The organism is Bradyrhizobium oropedii (assembly GCF_020889685.1).
Classification (GTDB): Bacteria; Pseudomonadota; Alphaproteobacteria; order Rhizobiales; family Xanthobacteraceae; genus Bradyrhizobium; species Bradyrhizobium oropedii.
In genome coordinates this window covers 23,990-39,138 of record NZ_JACMYO010000030.1, presented here as the reverse complement: position 1 = coordinate 39,138, position 15,149 = coordinate 23,990, and the positions used below count along the sequence as shown (strand labels likewise).

Here is a 15,149-nt window from a genome sequence, read left to right as displayed (position 1 = left end):
CCACAACAGGACGCAAAGAATGACCGATCGCCTTCCGGGATTTTCCACCCTCGCCGTGCACGCCGGCGCACAGCCTGATCCCACCACCGGCGCGCGGGCGACGCCGATCTACCAGACCACGTCATTCGTCTTCAACGACGCCGACCACGCGGCCTCGCTGTTCGGCCTGCAGGCATTCGGCAACATCTATACCCGCATCGGCAACCCGACCAACGCCGTGCTCGAGGAGCGCGTTGCAGCCCTCGAGGGTGGCACCGCGGCGCTCGCCGTCGCCTCCGGCCACGCCGCGCAGCTCGTCGTGCTGCAACAGCTGCTGAAGCCCGGCGACGAGATCATTGCCGCGCGCAAGCTCTATGGCGGCTCGATCAACCAGTTCACCCACGCCTTCAAGGCGTTCGGCTGGAACGTGGTCTGGGCCGATCCCGACGAGATCGAAAGCTTTGAGCGCGCGGTGACGCCGCACACCAAGGCGATCTTCATCGAGTCGATCGCCAACCCCGCCGGCAGCATCACCGACATCGAGGCGATCGCCGCGGTTGCGCGCAAGGCCGGCGTGCCGCTGATCGTCGACAACACGCTGGCCTCGCCCTATCTGATCCAGCCGATCGACCACGGTGCCGACATCGTCGTGCACTCCCTGACCAAGTTCCTCGGCGGCCACGGCAACTCGCTCGGCGGCATCATCGTCGACGCCGGCACCTTCGACTGGTCGAAGGACAACAAATATCCGATGCTGAGCGAGCCGCGCCCGGAATATCACGGCATCCGGATCCAGGAGACCTTCGGCAATTTCGCCTTCGCGATCGCCTGCCGCGTGCTCGGCCTGCGCGACCTCGGCCCCGCGCTGTCGCCGTTCAACGCCTTCATGATCCTGACCGGCATCGAGACGCTGCCGCTGCGCATGCAGAAGCACTGCGACAACGCCAAGGCGGTGGCGGAATTCCTTTCCACCCATCCGGCCGTGTCGGCGGTGAACTATGCTGGCCTGCCTGGCGACAGGTACAACGCGCTGCAGCGCAAGTACGCCCCGAAGGGCGCCGGCGCGGTGTTCACCTTCAGTCTCAAGGGCGGCTACGACGCGGGCGTCAATCTGGTGTCGAACCTGAAGCTGTTCTCGCATCTCGCCAATGTCGGCGACACCCGCTCGCTGGTGATCCACCCGGCCTCCACCACCCACAGCCAGCTCGACGACGCCGCCAAGGTGAAGTCGGGCGCGGCGCCAGAGGTGGTGCGGCTGTCGATCGGCATCGAGGACAAGGAAGACCTGATCGCGGACCTTGACCAGGCCCTGCGCGCCTGATCCCGTAGGTGTTCCGGGGCGATGCACGGCATCGCTCCGGCATTCGCCCGACGGCCTCGTTAACGCTTAATACCGACGGGTCTCTCGTTAACGCTCAATCCGGCATAAAGTGGCAGTGATAGGCTCCGGATGATTCGGGAGACCAAGGATGCTGCGCTGGATATTGCCGCTCGCGATCGCGCTGTCTGCGATATCGCCTGCTGACGCCGCCGACGGCCCTGTCGTCGCCAAGAGCCCAACCGTCAAGGCCGCGCGCCAATTGCCGGCCGGCCTGCCGCGCCGGCACTACGCCTACCGCACCACCATCACCGGGCCGACCTATGTACGGCGCGGACGCCAGCTCGTGGTGGTCGAGCCCACGGTGATCCCGCTCAATTCAGAGCCGGTCATTCCGTTCGTGCGCGGCGAACCGCTGCTGCCGGGATCGTCGTCCCTGCCCGGCTACTACGGCAACTGGCATTCCTACGACTATCTCGGTCCCTATTACGGCGGCGCCTACGTGACCTATTGGGACCGCCTGCCCTACGCCTGCGGCGTCTACGGCTACTGCTAGCCCGGGACGAACGCGTGGCCAGATCGCCGCAGAAGAAAGCCAGCGCACCGGCCTCGGGCAATGCGGTCACCGCCGACCTCGTCGCGGTGCTGGTCGCGGTCACCGACGGCACGCCGAAGATCGTGACCATCGCCGGCGGCTCCGCGTTGCCGAGCGGTCCGTTCGAGTTCACCCACCGCTCGCTGCAGACCGCGCTGCGGGCCTGGGTCGAGGCGCAGACCGGCCACCCGCTCGGCTACGTCGAACAGCTCTACACGTTTGCCGACCGCGGCCGCTCCGGCGATGCCAAGAGCCCGCATAGCGTCTCGATCAGCTATCTCGGCCTGACTCGCGAAGACAAGGTCGGCGAAGGTTTCGAGGCGCATTGGTCGGGCTGGTACGACTACTTCCCCTGGGAGGATCATCGCGCCGGCGCGCCGGCTTGCCTCGCCAAGATCATCGCGCCGCAGCTGAAGGCATGGGCAAAGGCTGCGTCGTCGCCAACGCTGCAGCGCGAGCGCTGGCAGCGCTGCGCGATCACCTTTGGTCTCGATGATCGCGACTGGAACGAAGAACTGGTGTTGCAGCGCTACGAGCTGCTCTGGGAGGCCTCGCTGATCCCGGAAGCCGGCCGCGCGCATGGCCGTGACGCACCGGTCGTACCCGGCAAGCCGATGACGGCGGATCATCGCCGCATCCTCGCGACCGGGATCGCGCGGCTGCGTGCCAAAATCAAATATCGCCCGGTGGTATTCGAGTTGATGCCGGCCGAGTTCACCCTGCTGCAACTGCAACGCAGTGTTGAAGCACTCGCAGGCCGGCTGGTCCACAAGCAGAACTTCCGCCGGCTCATCGAGCAGCAGGAACTCGTTGAAGAGACTGGCGCAATGGCCGCCGATACCGTCGGACGGCCGGCCAAGCTGTTCCGCTTCCGCCATGCCGTGCTGGCGGAACGGGCCGTCGCCGGCACCAAGCTGCCGCTTTCGCGCACTTGACACGCCTTATGCTCAGGATAAGTATAAGCCATCTTATGCTCAAGGAGAGTATAAATGGCCTTGCTCGATACCGATGTTCTCACCCGCACCGCGCCGCTCTATGAGCGCGTCAAACGCGTCATCCTGCCGTTCGAATGGGCCACGTTTGCCGAGGACGTCGATGCGATCCTCGCGCTGAAGCGCCGCCGCAATGCGGTGGTGCTGGCGCACAACTACCAGACGCCGGAGATCTTCCACGGCGTCGCCGATATCGTCGGCGACAGCCTCTTGCTCGCGCGCGAAGCGACCAAGGTCGACGCCGAAATCATCGTGCTCGCGGGCGTGCACTTCATGGCAGAGACGGCCAAGCTGCTCAATCCGGCCAAGACCGTGCTGATCCCCGACACGAAGGCCGGCTGCTCGCTGGCGGATTCCATTACGGCTGAAGATGTGCGGCTGATGCGGGCACGCTATCCGGACGCGCCTGTGGTCGCCTACGTCAACACGTCGACGGCGGTGAAGGCGGAGTCCGATATCTGCTGCACCTCGGGCAATGCGCTCAAGGTCGTGGACTCGCTCGACGCCGAGCGCGTCATCATGCTGCCGGATGAATATCTGGCGCAGAACATCGCCAAGCAAACCAGCAAGAAGATCATCGCCTGGAAGGGCCATTGCGAGGTGCATGAGCTGTTCACCGCCGATGACGTGCGCCAGCTGCGCGAAAACTACCCTGACGTCACCGTGCTGGCACATCCGGAATGCCCGCCCGAGGTGGTCGCTGAAGCTGACTTTGCGGGATCGACGGCCGCGATGCAGTCGTTCGTCGAGACCAAACGCCCGCCGCGCGTCGTGCTGCTGACGGAATGCTCGATGAGCGACAACATCGCGGCGCGAAACCCGGATGTCGACTTCGTTCGCCCCTGCAATCTCTGTCCGCACATGAAGCGGATCACGCTGAAGAACATCCGCCACGCGCTGGAGACCAACCAGCACGAGGTCACAATCGATCCTGCGATCGCCGATCGCGCGCGCAAGAGCGTCGAAAGGATGCTGGCAATATGAGTACCGACGTTTCCGATCTCAACGGCCGCCCGGTGATCATCGGCGGCGGCGCCGCGGGACTGATGACCGCGCTGCAACTCGCGCCCGAGCTGGTCGTGCTGCTGTCGAAATCGCCGCTCGGCGCGGAAGCCTCCAGCATGTGGGCGCAAGGCGGCCTCGCCGCGCCTGTCGGCGCGGATGACACCCCTGCCCTCCATCTCGCCGATACGCTCGCGGCCGGTGCCGGCCTTTGCGATGCGGCAGCGGCATCGCGGATCGTCCACGCCGCGCCTGCGGCCGTGGAGCATCTCGCCGAGCTCGGCGTTGCCTTCGACCGCCGCGCCGACGGTAGCTGGCGACTTGGGCTCGAGGCCGCGCATGGCCGCAACCGCATCGTGCACGCCACCGGCGACGGCACCGGCCGCGAGATCATGCGCGCGCTGATCGCCGCGGTGCGCCGGACGCCGTCGATCACGCTGCTGGAAGTTGTCGAGGCGCGCCGCCTGCTGGTCGAGGACAATGCAGTCAGGGGCGTGCTTGCAGCGAGCGACCGCGGTCCGCTCACGATCGCGACCAACCGCGTCGTGATCGCGACCGGCGGCATCGGCGGGCTGTTCGCCGACAGCACCAATCCGGGTGGGTGTTTCGGCCAGGGGCTCGCGCTCGCCGCGCATGCCGGCGCAAGGCTATCGGACATCGAATTCGTCCAGTTTCATCCGACCGCCTTCGACGGACCGTCGCGGCCGATGCCGCTGTTGACCGAGGCGATCCGCGGCGACGGCGCGGTGCTGATCGACGAGACCGGCCGGCGCTTCATGGCCGATCAACCCGGCGCCGAGCTTGCGCCACGCGACATCGTCGCGCGCGCCGTCTGGCGCCACCGTGCCGCAGGCCATCGCACCTTCCTCGACGCGCGCCAACATCCGGGCGCGGATTTCGCGCAGCGCTATCCCGTGATCAGCGCGTTCTGCAAGATGGCCGGCATCGATCCCGCCCATGCCCCGATCCCGATCCGGCCGGCGGTTCATTACCACATGGGCGGCATCGCGGTTGACGGCTTTGGCCGCAGCACAGTGCAGGGCCTGTGGGCCTGCGGCGAAGCCGCGCGCACCGGGCTGCACGGCGCCAACCGGCTCGCCAGCAACTCGCTGATGGAAGCGATCGTCTGCGCGCGATGGGTCGCCGAGAGCATCGAAGGCGTGAGCGCAGGCCCGCGCGCGATGCTGCGCGATGACACGATGCCACAGGCGTCCGATCCGTCCGCCGTGCGGCCGATCCTCACCCACGGGCTCAGCGTGCTGCGTGACCGCGACGGCATCGCACGCGCGATCCGCAGCCTCTATCCGCTCGCGCGCAGCCCCAGCGCCGCATCCGACGCTGCGCTGGTCGGCTTGATGATCGCGGTTGCCGCAATCAGGCGCGAGGAAAGCCGCGGCGGCCATTTCCGCATCGACTTCCCGCACACCGCCTTGTCGGCATCCCCGTCGTCCCTCACCCGCGCCGAGGCGCTCGCCGCCGCACGCGACATCGTTGAATCCAAGACATTCGCCAGGAGTGCCCTCTCATGACCCTCAATCCCCTGCTGCCGCTGCTGTATGAGCCGATCGTGCTGACCGCCTTGCGCGAGGATCTCGGTCGCGCCGGCGATATCACGGCCGATGCAATCGTCCCGGCCAGCCAGCAGGCCCGGCTGGTGATGCGCGCCCGGCAGCCCGGCGTGATCGCCGGGCTCGACGTCGCACGGTCTGCCTTCCAGACAGTGTCTCCGGCGATCGAGCTGCGCGCCGAGCGGCCCGACGGCAGCGCGGTCGAACCCGACCAGGTCATCGCGATCATCGACGGTCCGGCGCGCAGCCTGCTCACCGCGGAACGAACCGCGCTCAACTTCCTCTGCCATCTGAGCGGCGTCGCGACCGCAACTGCCACGCTGGCCAAGGCCGTCGCGGGCACCCGGGCGCAGATCGTCTGTACCCGCAAGACCACGCCAGGGCTTCGTGCGCTGGAGAAATACGCGGTCCGCGCCGGCGGCGGCGGCAATCATCGCTTCGGGCTCGACGACGCGGTGCTGATCAAGGACAACCACATCGCGCTAGCCGGCGGCATCCGCCCCGCGGTCGAACGCGCCAAGGCCAATGCCGGTCATCTCGTCAAGATCGAGGTCGAGGTCGACACGCTGGCGCAGCTCGAAGTGGCGCTGGCGCTCGGCGTCGACGCGGTGCTGCTCGACAACATGACGACCGAGCAGCTCACTCAGGCAGTGGCGATGGCGCGCGGCAAGGCGCTCACCGAAGCCTCGGGCCGCATCACGGCTGCGACGGCGGCGGCGATTGCCGCCACCGGCGTCGACCTGATCTCGGTCGGCTGGGTGACCCACAGCTCGGCCGCGCTAGATATCGGGCTCGACTATCTGTCCTGATCGATCAAACGGACTGGCCGGCCGGAACGAGGGTCGGCTGGTCCCGCTCGGTCCGGCGCGCCGCGAAGCGCTCGGCCTGCAGCACCGCGAGCGTCAGCACCACGATGGCGACCGCCTGGTGGGTCAGCGCCAGATCGATCGGCACCTGGTGCAGCAGCGTCAGGATGCCGAGCGTCGCCTGCAGCGTGATCGCGGCGACCAGCCACCAGGCGCCCGCGATGACAGCGCCGCCGGCGCGCGAACGCACGGCATCGATCGCATGCGCGATCGCCAGCGCGAACAGCAGATAGGCGGTCATGCGATGCTCGAACTGCACCGTCAGCGTGTTGTCGAACAGGTTGCGCCACCACGGCGTCTCGAACCACAACCGGTCAGCCGACGGAATGAAGCCGCCATCGATCTCGGGCCAGGTGTTGTAGACCCTGCCTGCACGAAGCCCCGCGACCAGCGCGCCGAAATAGAGCTGCACGAAAGTCAGCACCAGCAACACCACGCTTGTAATCTTCAGCCTGACGGGCGCGACCACGGCCGAGCGGTCGGTCAGCCGCCGCAGCGTCCAGACGATCGCCGCAAAGATCAACAACGCCAGCACCAGGTGCGTCGCCAGTCGATACTGCGACACCTCGACGCGCTCCGAGAGGCCGGACGCCACCATCCACCAGCCGACGCCGCCCTGCAGCGCACCGAGGCCGAAGATCATCCAAAGCCGGCGGCCGAGCTCGCCGCTCACCGCGCCACGCCACAGGAAATACAGGAACGGCAGCAGATAGGCGGCGCCGATCACGCGGCCGAGCAGCCGGTGGCTCCATTCCCACCAGAAGATCGTCTTGAACTGCGCGAGCGTCATTCCGGCATTGAGCTCGCGATATTGCGGAATCTTCTGATAGCCCTCGAACGCCTGGGTCCACTGCGTCTCAGTCAGCGGCGGCAGCGCACCGGTCACCGGCTTCCATTCGACGATCGACAGACCGGACTCGGTGAGCCGCGTGGCGCCGCCGACCAGCACCATCAATGCGATCAGGCCGGCGACCGCCAATAGCCAAACTCTGACGGCGCGGAGCTGCGATGTCTTTGCGGAAATACCGGCCATTTCGCCCTGACTTGATTGGATTTTCGGGCCCCTTATAGTCCGGCGCGCCCGCGGCGCAAGCGCCGCCGAAACGCTTGGGATCACGAGTTGCAGATATCCGCCATGGCCATACGCACCCGCAAACTGCTCGGAACCATCTTCCTGCTCATCCTGGTGGTGGTGTGGTCGCTGCTCGGCATGACGGTCGCCCAGACCCCATGGCTCGCCAGTTCGGGGCTGCTGCAAGCGATCTTCTACGTCGTCGCCGGCCTCGGCTGGGTGCTGCCGGCGATGCCGATCGTATCCTGGATGTCGCGGCCCGACCGCGCCTAAGGCCTGATCCGGAAAAGTGCGAAGCGGTTTTCCGAAAAGATCATGCCCAACTTAGATTCCGCTCTGGATGCTCGCGCTCCGCGTCGGCCGAACCCGCGCGAACATCACGCCCGAGAGCAGCACGCGCATGATCCGTAAAGAGCGCACACGGCCGTCCCATGCGATGCGCGGCAGGGCGTGAAGGTTGGTGCGCCCCTGCGCCTCGACGACGCCGGAGATGGTCGACACTGCGCTGGCAAAGCCGGTCTCCTCCGCCATCACCACATCCGGACGAGCGAACGCGTCGCGGTCCCCGAAAGGATACGCGAAATGCTTGATCGGCCGCCGGAGCGCACTCTCGGCGACCGCCTTTCCCATCGCCATCTCGCGCAGCGCAGCGGCAGCCTTCAGGCTCGACAGTGCCGGATAATTCACCGTGGCGCAGCCGAACGTCACGTTCGGATCGGCGGCGAGTTTCGCCAGATCCGCCCAGTCGAACGAGGCGCTGCGTGACAATTGCGCTGCATCGACCGAATAGCGCCGGCCGAGATCGTTCACCGCATAGGACAGCTCCGACGGCGGCAGCTTGCGCAGCCAGCCGGACAGGAAGTCGAACAGCTCGTATTTGTCCGACAGGCTTGAGACCACGAAGTGCCGGTCCCGGCCGTCGATCACCAGGTTGATACGGCTTTCGCGCGCGATGATATCTTCCAGTGCCAGCCACCACGCCACGCCAACGCCGTCGGGAAACGCCGTCGGCAGGTAAAGGGTGAAGGGAACGCCGTGCCTGACGAGCACGGGATAGGCATGGGTGACGATGTCCTTGGTGGCGCCGTCGAAGGTCAGGCAGGCAAAGCGCCGGCGCTCCGGCATGGTCACCGCCCGGCGGCAGGCCTCGTCGATCCCGACGATGTCGTACTGCCAGCGCTTCAGAGCGCGGATCGTGCGATCGAGCAATGCCGGCGTGATCTCCTGCGACTTCAGCGGCTGGAACCGTCCTCGACGCGCGGGGCGGACGCGCGCAAAGCGTAGGATGACCCCGGCGCCCCCGACCTCGCGTTCCCGCAGCCTGAAAGCGCCGCTGAAATAGGCGAGCTCCATCCGGGCCCGTCGCAAAATCCCGTTGTCCGGCGCCAAGATCCCTCTACCCGCCCTTGCCCTGTCGGGCAGTTCCGATACGCCGCCAAGCCCACGGTTGGGCCATTGTTCTTACTCTTTGTTGACATTTCCCTGCGAAGGTCGGCCCCAGCCGAGAACTGTATATTATTACCTTAAAAAATTTAGGTTCCGAGATGACCATGGCGGCGGCAATCGAAGGCCAGACGGTGGGGACGCGAACGTGGCCGAACGCAATCCGCGTTGCAGGCGTCGACATCATTCATGATCTCGCTGCGGCCGAGGCGATCTGGCGCAGTCTCGAGACATCGCAACACAGCTACACACCCTATCAGCGCTTCGATTTTCTTGCCAATTGGCAGCGCCAGGTCGGCGAACGCGAAGGCCTGCGGCCTTTCATCGTCGTCGCGCATGACAGCGAACGCCGGCCGCTGCTGCTGTTGCCGCTCGCCGCCGAGTCCCGTCTGGGCGCGAACTGCGCGAGCTTCATGGGCGGCAAGCATGCAACCTTCAACATGGCGCTGTGCGACAAGGATTTCGCCGCCAACGCAACCGAAGCCGACGTCACCGCCTTGATCAGCTCGATCACCGACCGCTCCCGCGTCGATGCGCTCGTGCTGTGTCAGCAACCGTTGCGCTGGCAGGACTTGCCCAATCCGCTCGCCTTGCTGCCGCACCAGCCTTCGGTCAACGACTGCCCGCTGTTGCAGATCGAGCCCGGCGCTGAACCTGCGGCACTGATAAGCAATTCGTTTCGCCGCCGCCTCAAGGGCAAGGAGCGCAAGCTGCAGCCGCTGCCCGGCTATCGCTATCACGTCGCGAGCGAGAGCGCCGATGTCTGCCGCCTGCTCGACTGGTTCTTCCGCGTCAAGCCGCAGCGCATGGCCGAGCAGAAGCTGCCTGACGTGTTCGCCGAGCCGGGCGTCGAGCAGTTCATTCGCAGCGCCTGCCTCGCACCGCGCGCCGACGGCAAGGGCTACGCGATCGACATCCACGCACTGGAGTGCGACGAGGAAGTGATTGCGATCTTCGCCGGCGTCTCCGACGGTCATCGGTTCTCGATGATGTTCAACACCTACACGATGTCGGCCAATTCCAAGTTCAGCCCCGGCCTGATCCTGATGCGCGACATCATCGATCGCCATGCCGGCCAGAACTACCGCGCTTTCGATCTCGGCATCGGCTCGGACGAGTACAAGCGGCTGTTCTGCAAGGACGACGAAGCGATCGTCGACAGCTTCATTCCGCTCAGCCTGCGCGGAAAGGCGGCGGCCGGCGCACTGTCAGCCATCAGCCGCGCCAAGCGCGCCGTGAAGCACAATCCTGCGCTGTTCGAGATCGCGCAGAACCTGCGCAGCATGTTCCGCTGAGCACGACTGCGGACAGCGTCACGCGGACTGCCCGTCAGCCGCCGGCCGGCTGCTCTCGACGCCGAGCCGCATCATCGCATCGAACACCAGCATCGCGGCCGGCGACAGCGCGCGTTTGCGAAGCTTGATCAGCCCGTAACTCTCGAGCATCAGCTGGTCGCGGATCCGCAGCATCTTGAAGCGCTGCGGATCGAGCAGATCGAAGATCAGCAAGGGCACCGGCACGATCGCATCGATCCCTGCGGCAATTCCGATCGACGCGGAGAAGGACTCGGTGTTGATCATGCGCTGGGGCGGCGCGATGCCCCGGCTGTAGAACAGCCGCTCGAGCGCCTGGCGCATGAAGGATTCCCTCGGCTGGGAGATCCATTGCAGGTCGACCGCATCTTCCAGATTGACGCTGTCGAGCGCGGCCAGCGGATGCTCGGCGCGAACCAGCAAGCCGGCCTGCTCGGCGCCGATCTCGTGATAGTCGAACTGCCCGGGATCGACGCCGGCTGGAATGCGCGCAACGACGAAGTCAAGCTCGAGCGCGAGCAGACGCGCGATCAACGGCTTGCTGGTGCTGACATCGAGCGAAATGTTCACCCGGTGCAGCTTCTCGCCGAGATACTGCATGACGTCGACGACAAGGTCGATGCTGGGCTTGGCGACCGTTCCGACCGATACCGTACCGAGCTCGCCGGACCTGTAACCAGCAAACTCATTGGTGACCCGGTCAAGGTCCGCCAGCACGCTCCTGCCGCCACGGATCAGAATCGAACCATAGGCCGTCGGCTCAACGCCGCGCGCCGTTCGCTCGAACAACGGAACCCGCGCCACCGCCTCGATCTCGGCCAGCATCTTCGATGCTGCCGACTGGGTGATGTTCAAGCGCTCGGCAGCCAGTTGCAGCTTGCGCTCGGTGTCGAGCGCGACCAGCAGGCGCAACTGGCGTAATTTCAGATTGTTGATCACCGCCCGCCACCATCCTGCCCGGCAAGGTTCCCGCGGTTATGCCGCGGTGCATCATGACGGTTTCGCCATGGCTCCATTCCCAAATGCCATTAGTCACGCGACCGTCGATTACACAACAATGAATGCGAGGATTGCAAGCAGACTTGCAAGGGCAACGCGACGGACCGCTGCGGGTGTACAATGTGCCACCCCGGACAGCGCGGTGACCGTGCGCCGAATTGAAAACCAGAAGGGATGGGAACGATGAGCGACGATGTCGAGAAGCGCGCAATCGGAAAGATGATGCGGCGGCTGATCCCCTTCCTCATCCTCTGTTACTTCGTGGCCTATCTCGATCGCGTCAATGTCGGCTTCGCGAAGCTGCACATGAACACCGCGCTTGGCCTCAGCGAAGCCGCCTACGGGCTCGGCGCAGGCCTGTTCTTCGTCGGCTACTTCTTCTTCGAGGTGCCCTCCAACATCCTTCTGGAACGATTTGGCGCGCGACGCTGGATCGCCCGCATCATGATCAGCTGGGGCATCGTCTCGGCGGCATTCGCCTTCATCCCGCAGATGTCCGCGGCGAGCGGCCTCTCGAGCGAGTGGATCTTCTACTTCCTTCGCCTGCTGCTCGGTGCTTGCGAGGCCGGGTTCTTCCCCGGCATCATCTTTTATCTGACGCTCTGGTTCCCGACGATCTATCGCGCCCGCGTCATCAGCCTGTTCATGCTCGCGATCCCGATCTCGAGCATCATCGGGGCGCCGATCTCGGGACTGCTGCTCAACCTGTCGGGAGGCGGTCTCACCGGGTGGCAGTGGCTGTTCATCTGCGAAGCGCTGCCGTCGGTGCTGGTCGGCTTCGCCGTCCTGGCGATGCTGCCCGACTTCCCGCGCCAGGCGAGCTGGCTGCAGCCCGACGAGATCAAGTGGGTGCAGAACACCCTTGAGATCGAGCGGCAGAAGAAGGAAGCCGTGGAGCACATCTCGGTGATGCAATCGCTCACCGACTCGCGGGTGCTCGCCTGCGCGCTGGTGTACTTCTGCCTCAATGCAGCGAGCTACGGCGTCGCGTTCTTCCTGCCGACCATCATCAAGGCGTTTGGCGTCACCGACACCCAGACCGGCTTCATCGCCGCCCTACCCTTCGTGTTCGGCGCGGTCGGCATGGTGCTGCTCGGCCGCCATTCCGACAAGACCGGCGAGCGGCGCTACCATGTCGCCGGCGCATTGACGCTTGCTGCCGTCGGCATCGGCCTTGCCGGGCTGGTCTCCAGTCCGGTGCTGATCGTCGGCCTGCTCTGCATCGCCCAGATCGGCGTTTCGGCGGTGCCACCGATGTTCTGGCCGATGCCGGCCAGCATCCTGAACGGCGCTTCGGCCGCGGCAGGCATTGCCGCGATCAACTCGCTCGGCAATCTGTCAGGCTTCGCCGGCCCGTTCGCCATGGGATATCTGAAGGACTTGACCGGTGGATTCACCGCCGGCCTGCTGCTGCTCGCGGTCGTCGGATTGATCGGCGCGCTCGTCACGATCCGGCTGCGGATCGATCCGGTCCTGGAGCGATCCATGCGCGAGCCGATGATGGCGCACTGAAGCGCCATTTGGAAAACGGGTGACGCCGATTTTCGAAGGGCAGCGCGATGACGACTCATCGCGCTTTGGAGGTCTTGTTCAGGCCGCCACCACCCGCGGGCCCGTCACGACCGTTTCCGACGGCGCGCAGGGCTTGCTCAGCATCGTCACCTCGGAGAAGCCGACGGCCCTGAGCTGATCGACCATCGAGCGGCGTGCATCCTGCGCCATGGCGGCGTCGGGCACAACGACGGCCTGCGCCTTTGCCGTCAGCAACTCGGCCGGCAGATCGACCGCCGAACCGGCATCGAGCAGAACGTGATCGTAAACCCGCAGCAGCGCGTCGATCGCAAGCACCAGCCGCGGCGATTGCAGATGGCTGCGATCGAAGCCCGGACGACCGGCACTGACGATCTGGACACGCGACTGCCGATCCTTGGTGATGATCTGCGCGAACGTCGCCTCGCCCTGCATCAGCTCGGCAAGGCCGGGCGCTGCGGAATCGACGGTGGCCGCCGCCAACACCGGCGAGGACGCGACGAGATCGACCACCACGACCTTGGCCTGGCGCGCCATCAGGCGGGCCAGCGTCAGCGCGGTCGTCGTGACGCTCTCACCGGCGGCCGGGCCGAGCACTGTGACCTTATGGGCGGCGGGCCCCTCAGCGACGAGCCGCTCGGCGAGTTCACCGATCTCGTCGACAGTCTGGGCCGGCGCGGGCTGCGGCTCGCTGACGGCAGGTTCATGCACAATTGCAGGCTCCAGCGGCAGTTCAGGCTCCGGTGCCCGCCTGGCTGCAACCGGCGATGCGAGCGCGGGTTCAGGCGGCAGCGCCGGCGCCGGCTCGTCCACCGTTGCGGCCTCCATGACCGGCTCGCGGCGCCGGATCACGGCAGCCGCCGGCGCGAAGGCACGGCCAACCGCACCGGGCGCGGAGATCCGGAGCAACTCGCCGGTGATGACGATGCCGGCTGACAGCAACAGCGTTGCCAGCGTGGCGATCAGCACGATCGGCAGCTTCTTCGGATAGGCCGGCGTGTTCGAGACCGTGGCGCGCGAGATGATGCGGCCGTCGGTCGGCGCGGCCTCGATGTTCTCGCGTGCGGTCGCCTCGCGATACTTGGCGAGATAGGCTTCCAACAGATCGCGCTGCGCCTTGGCTTCACGCTCGAATCCGCGCAGCTGCACGTCCTGGCTGTTGCTCGACGATGCCTGCTTCTTCGACTGGTCGAGGCTCGCCTGCAGCGCCTGGACGCGGCCGTCGGCGACGCGGGCATCGTTGTCCAGCGAGCGTGAAATCTTGCCGGCCTCCTCGCGCAATTGCCGGTCGAGGTCGGAAATCTGCGCCTTCAATTCCTTGATGCGCGGATGGTTGTCGAGCAAGGTCGACGACTGCTCGGCAAGCTGCGCACGCAGCGTGCCGCGCTGTTCGGCGAGCCGGCGGATCAGCTCGGAATTGAGCACTTCCGAGGCCTCGATCGACTTGCCGCCCTGAAGCATCTCGCGGATCAGCCGCGCCTTGGTCTCGGCGTCCGCCTTCAGCGCGCGGGCGTTGTTGAGCTGGGTGTTCAGCTCGCCCATCTGCTGGTTCGACAGCGGGATGTTGTTGGTGCCGACGAACAGGCTCGACTTCGAGCGGAACTCCTCGACCCGCGAATCGGCGTCCGCGACCTTGCCGCGCAGCTTGTCGATCTCGCCGAGCAGCCAGGCGCTGGCGGATTTGGCCTGATCCTGCCGCGCCCCCTGCTGCAACACCAGATAGCCGTCGGCAATCGAGTTGGCGACGCGCGCCGCAAGCTCGGGATCCTCGGACTGGAATTCGATCACCATGACGCGCGACTTGTCGACCGCGAAGGCCTGGAAGCGCTCGTAATAAGAATCCAGCACCCGCTCTTCCGGCGTCAGGCTGAACGGATCGCGGCCGATGCCGAACAGCGCCAGCAGCGACTTCAGCGGGGAGAAGCCACGCAACACCGGATCGAACTCCGGACGCTCGGCGAGCTTGTTCTTCTTGATGATGTCGCGAGCGAGATCGCGCGACAGCAAAAGCTGCACCTGGCTCGTCACGGCCTCGGCGTCGAGCGAGGTGCGCTCCAGGTCGCGCTCGCCATTCGGGCGCAGGAAGGCGTTTTCGCGATTGTCGATCAGGATGCGCGCTTCCGACTTGTAGCGCGGCGTCACGACATTGACCGCAGCAAGCGACAACGCGAACACCAGTACGGTCGGAACGATGATCCAGCCGCGTTTGCGCGCCAACGCGCGGCCGAGCACATGCAAATCAAGATCAGCCGCCTCGGCTGGACGCGCGGGCTTGTCGGAAACCGGTCTCGGCGAAGCCGGCTTGGCAACAGCCTCGTCGGCAGCGGGCGCAGACTTCGGCAACGCCCGTTGCGCGACGACCTTTTCCTCGCCTCTACGCCAAAATGCAAAACGCATAACCGAACTCCCGCGGACGCCGCGATTCCACCTCAATGCGGGCGATTACAGTCCATTAAGGTTGCTGCTGGGTTA

The 15,149-nt window shown here is 65.9% G+C and carries 13 protein-coding genes; 9 read left to right on the top strand and 4 right to left on the bottom strand.

Features of this window, described 5'->3' with window-relative positions:
- Positions 1 to 19: 19 nt before the first annotated feature.
- The 6 genes from H8A95_RS11320 to nadC all read left to right on the top strand — a co-directional run bounded on the left by H8A95_RS11320 (position 20) and on the right by nadC (position 6,263).
- Positions 20 to 1,300: an O-acetylhomoserine aminocarboxypropyltransferase gene (locus H8A95_RS11320; RefSeq protein WP_229183246.1), complete on the top strand. Its 1,281-nt coding sequence runs from the start codon at positions 20 to 22 to the stop codon at positions 1,298 to 1,300.
- A gap of 148 nt (positions 1,301 to 1,448) precedes the next feature.
- A complete protein-coding gene (locus H8A95_RS11315) occupies positions 1,449 to 1,853 on the top strand; it encodes a hypothetical protein (RefSeq protein WP_229183245.1) in 405 nt (134 codons plus the stop codon).
- Positions 1,854 to 1,867: 14 nt separating this feature from the next.
- The gene (locus H8A95_RS11310; RefSeq protein WP_229183244.1) at positions 1,868 to 2,827 is read left to right on the top strand and encodes an NUDIX hydrolase; all 960 of its coding nucleotides are present in this window, start codon (positions 1,868 to 1,870) and stop codon (positions 2,825 to 2,827) included.
- Positions 2,828 to 2,881: 54 nt separating this feature from the next.
- Positions 2,882 to 3,868: a quinolinate synthase NadA gene (gene nadA / locus H8A95_RS11305; RefSeq protein WP_229183243.1), complete on the top strand. Its 987-nt coding sequence runs from the start codon at positions 2,882 to 2,884 to the stop codon at positions 3,866 to 3,868.
- Entirely contained in the window at positions 3,865 to 5,415 is a 1,551-nt protein-coding gene (locus tag H8A95_RS11300; RefSeq protein ID WP_229183242.1) for an L-aspartate oxidase, read from the top strand. The genes nadA and H8A95_RS11300 overlap by 4 nt, the downstream gene beginning before the upstream one ends.
- Entirely contained in the window at positions 5,412 to 6,263 is an 852-nt protein-coding gene (gene nadC, locus H8A95_RS11295) for a carboxylating nicotinate-nucleotide diphosphorylase (RefSeq protein ID WP_229183241.1), read from the top strand. The genes H8A95_RS11300 and nadC overlap by 4 nt, the downstream gene beginning before the upstream one ends.
- A gap of 4 nt (positions 6,264 to 6,267) precedes the next feature.
- On the opposite strand, the gene H8A95_RS11290 is transcribed toward nadC, so the two are convergent.
- The gene (locus tag H8A95_RS11290) at positions 6,268 to 7,353 is read right to left on the bottom strand and encodes a COX15/CtaA family protein (protein WP_229183240.1); all 1,086 of its coding nucleotides are present in this window, start codon (positions 7,351 to 7,353) and stop codon (positions 6,268 to 6,270) included.
- A gap of 102 nt (positions 7,354 to 7,455) precedes the next feature.
- On the opposite strand from H8A95_RS11290, the gene H8A95_RS11285 reads away from it, so the two are divergent.
- A complete protein-coding gene (locus H8A95_RS11285; protein ID WP_229183239.1) occupies positions 7,456 to 7,665 on the top strand; it encodes a DUF2842 domain-containing protein in 210 nt (69 codons plus the stop codon).
- A gap of 51 nt (positions 7,666 to 7,716) precedes the next feature.
- Here the strand turns inward: H8A95_RS11285 and H8A95_RS11280 are convergent, their stop codons facing one another.
- On the bottom strand, positions 7,717 to 8,781 hold the full coding sequence (locus tag H8A95_RS11280) for a polysaccharide deacetylase family protein (RefSeq protein ID WP_229183238.1): 1,065 nt from the start codon (positions 8,779 to 8,781) through the stop codon (positions 7,717 to 7,719).
- A 155-nt stretch (positions 8,782 to 8,936) separates the two neighbouring features.
- Between H8A95_RS11280 and H8A95_RS11275 the strand changes: the two genes are divergently transcribed.
- Complete coding sequence (locus H8A95_RS11275) at positions 8,937 to 10,130, top strand: GNAT family N-acetyltransferase (protein ID WP_229183237.1); 1,194 nt, start codon at positions 8,937 to 8,939, stop codon at positions 10,128 to 10,130.
- A gap of 18 nt (positions 10,131 to 10,148) precedes the next feature.
- Here the strand turns inward: H8A95_RS11275 and H8A95_RS11270 are convergent, their stop codons facing one another.
- Positions 10,149 to 11,087, bottom strand: coding sequence for a LysR family transcriptional regulator (locus tag H8A95_RS11270; protein WP_229183236.1), 939 nt, complete (start codon positions 11,085 to 11,087; stop codon positions 10,149 to 10,151).
- Positions 11,088 to 11,321: 234 nt separating this feature from the next.
- Here H8A95_RS11270 and H8A95_RS11265 point away from each other — a divergent pair, with 234 nt between their 5' ends.
- Positions 11,322 to 12,659, top strand: a complete 1,338-nt coding sequence (locus H8A95_RS11265) for an MFS transporter (protein ID WP_229183235.1) — start codon at positions 11,322 to 11,324, stop codon at positions 12,657 to 12,659.
- A 78-nt stretch (positions 12,660 to 12,737) separates the two neighbouring features.
- Here H8A95_RS11265 and H8A95_RS11260 read toward each other — a convergent pair whose 3' ends face one another.
- Positions 12,738 to 15,074, bottom strand: coding sequence for a GumC family protein (locus tag H8A95_RS11260; RefSeq protein ID WP_229183234.1), 2,337 nt, complete (start codon positions 15,072 to 15,074; stop codon positions 12,738 to 12,740).
- Positions 15,075 to 15,149: the final 75 nt, after the last annotated feature.